Origin of the sequence: Cellulosilyticum ruminicola JCM 14822, assembly GCF_001311925.1 — a bacterium.
GTDB lineage: Bacteria > Bacillota > Clostridia > Lachnospirales > Cellulosilyticaceae > Cellulosilyticum > Cellulosilyticum ruminicola.
Window position 1 is genome coordinate 1 of record NZ_BBCG01000138.1, and the last position, 2,376, is coordinate 2,376.

3 protein-coding genes and 1 pseudogene are annotated in these 2,376 nt (G+C 28.1%); 1 reads left to right on the plus strand and 3 read right to left on the minus strand.

Features of this window, described 5'->3' with window-relative positions:
- Positions 1 to 109: 109 nt before the first annotated feature.
- Entirely contained in the window at positions 110 to 421 is a 312-nt protein-coding gene (locus tag JCM14822_RS18350) for a hypothetical protein (RefSeq protein ID WP_054744068.1), read from the minus strand.
- Between the two features lie 475 nt (positions 422 to 896).
- Here JCM14822_RS18350 and JCM14822_RS18355 point away from each other — a divergent pair, with 475 nt between their 5' ends.
- Positions 897 to 1,118: a hypothetical protein gene (locus JCM14822_RS18355; RefSeq protein ID WP_157047908.1), complete on the plus strand. Its 222-nt coding sequence runs from the start codon at positions 897 to 899 to the stop codon at positions 1,116 to 1,118.
- A gap of 437 nt (positions 1,119 to 1,555) precedes the next feature.
- Here JCM14822_RS18355 and JCM14822_RS22315 read toward each other — a convergent pair whose 3' ends face one another.
- Both JCM14822_RS22315 and JCM14822_RS25330 read right to left on the minus strand, forming a co-directional pair.
- Complete coding sequence (locus JCM14822_RS22315; protein WP_054744070.1) at positions 1,556 to 1,849, minus strand: amylo-alpha-1,6-glucosidase; 294 nt, start codon at positions 1,847 to 1,849, stop codon at positions 1,556 to 1,558.
- Positions 1,795 to 2,231 (minus strand): annotated as a pseudogene (locus tag JCM14822_RS25330) (amylo-alpha-1,6-glucosidase). Before JCM14822_RS25330 ends, JCM14822_RS22315 begins: the two are co-directional and overlap by 55 nt.
- Positions 2,232 to 2,376: the final 145 nt, after the last annotated feature.

A 2,376-nucleotide genomic window follows, 5' to 3' on the forward strand; every position in this document is an offset into this window, starting at 1 on the left:
TCACTTAAAGTGATTTAATGAATCGACTGGTTTATATGATTACTATTTTGTTTTCAAAGTTCATTTATTTTTTCGTTAGCTGCGTTGTTCGCTACTGACTTGTATAATATTACACCATTCTAGTGTATCCGTCAATATCTTTTTTAATTTTTTTTATAACTATTTTTTTAATAGCATTATTTATATGTGTTATTCTACTGATAGACTGCATTTTCATGCCCTGCATAATATCTACTACTTGTTCTCTTCTTATCTCTTTAGCAATAATATGATCACTTTTTTCTTCAACTATTTCATTTAATATAAAAAGGTTCTTATTTTTTCCTTCTAAACCATATTGTCCTTGTTGATTTCTATGCTCTCTTCTAATAGCTATTTTTCCTGCTACTTTTTGTGTTCTTATAATTCCCATTATATCCATTGTTGTCATCTCAACTTTTTGCAGCATTCTAGCTATACTATTATATAGTTTTTGGATACTCAGTTATTATATCGTTCTACTAATCCTCTGCTATAGTACTAAAATCTGCTAAACACATTTAAGCTTAGACCTACTCCAACACCTAATAGTTAACTAAAATCCATATATAATATATCTAATAATTTATCCCCATCTACATTATAGTATATTTATTCTTTATATTCACTATACTATAAACGTGCAAAACTATTTTCAATAATTTTCCAGTACAATTTTGAGCAAAATAAAAAACATTTATGACATCTCTTGATATAATTAAGTCGACAAAAACCATAATCATAAGGAGATTACATAAATTTTTAATGACTTAATTATAAATGATTCTTTGGATATAATCAAATTTCTAAATAAGTTAAATCTTGATTTATTTTATTCTAAATCTCAGTACGCACATATCATCGCATTCATTTTATCTATGATGATCAAAGGTTTTAATGGTAAAATTACAGATGTAAATGAATTTAATATTGAAAAATATCGCACAACAATTTCTAGATTTCTTAACAAAAGTTCATGGGATGAATCTTTGCTATTTCAGGAAATAAAAGTGAAACGTCTTGAAATAACTTGTATTTATGAGCAAGCGATAAAAGGGATTTCAATTCAAAATATTTTTAAAAAACGAGGTGCTGTATAGTGGAAAGTATACCCTTTTATATTGCAATATTATTCCTTTATTCTGTTGATAATTAATTGGGTGCATTTATGCACGTTTATAGCACTATAAATATTGTAAATATTTATTGCTTTTTCTTTTTATTTATAATATATGTTGGCTTATAAAATAAAAGTCTAAGAGATATCTCTTAGACTTTTATTTTTTATAGGCTTAGCGGGGGACTACGCCATCTACTCTACACTTGATGATTCCATCTTGATCCATGTAGATAAATTTGCAGATGTCATCATTGATTAAATGTAGTAGTAACACAATTAGATAGTTTATTGTATAATTTTATTATAGTTCCTATATTTCTTTTTAAAATATGTTTTACTTGAAATGATTTTTTTTACTACACAATATGTTTTTAATTATAAGTTTAACATTTTTTATTTGAAAACCTATAACATTCTCTATTCAAATAATTCTTTATCTGTTTGTTGCAAGTTCTCTACCTCACCTAAAATATCTTCAAAATAAACTCTTAGTACTTCTCCTACACTCCATGCTTGAGCGTAGCATCCTCTCACAAAGTGTGGTGCTTGGCCATCAAATATTGCTGCAATAGTGCCTAAACATTGATTTTCAAGATCTATCTCCTGATCACTTATAAGACTCTCTATAAATGCTACTGCTTCTTTGCTATATTCATTTACTTTATAATAGGCCGTATAAAATGCCCATGTTGTTCCTTGATGATATGCCATATCTCGCTCAAATAGCTTTCCTTTATAACATCATATAAGCAATTATCTGTTTCATTCCAAAATGCCTTGTTAAAAGATTCTTTTAGCCTTTCTCCCAATATATCATAGTCACTGCTGCCTACCTTCTCAAGTTTCTTTTCAAAACGCACCATAATTTTTAATGTATTATACCATAAAGCATTAATCTCTACTGGTTTGCCATGCCTTGGTGTCACTACAATATCATTTACTCTTACATCCATCCAAGTACTTGATCTAATCCCGAACCAGCAGCTATTAAACTATCCTCTGTCATATGAATTGAAAAATGTGTTCCTTCTTTATATGCCTTAATAATTTTCTTTAGATATATATAAATCCAATCTCTTTTTCCATATCTCATCACATTTTCCCTTTCGATATATTTTTATTATGAAATCAAAAAATACCTGTTAGATATGTTCATTATTGCACTAAATTTACACGTTTCGGTTCTAATAGATTGGGGTATTGTGCTTCCTCAGATTACTCCACAGGTAGATTAATAG

Coding starts and splice junctions, on each gene's coding strand:
- JCM14822_RS18350 (WP_054744068.1), bottom strand. CDS start 421: ATGGATATAATGGGAATTATAAGAACACAAAAAGTAGCAGGAAAAATA.
- JCM14822_RS18355 (WP_157047908.1), top strand. CDS start 897: ATGATGATCAAAGGTTTTAATGGTAAAATTACAGATGTAAATGAATTT.
- JCM14822_RS22315 (WP_054744070.1), bottom strand. CDS start 1,849: ATGGCATATCATCAAGGAACAACATGGGCATTTTATACGGCCTATTAT.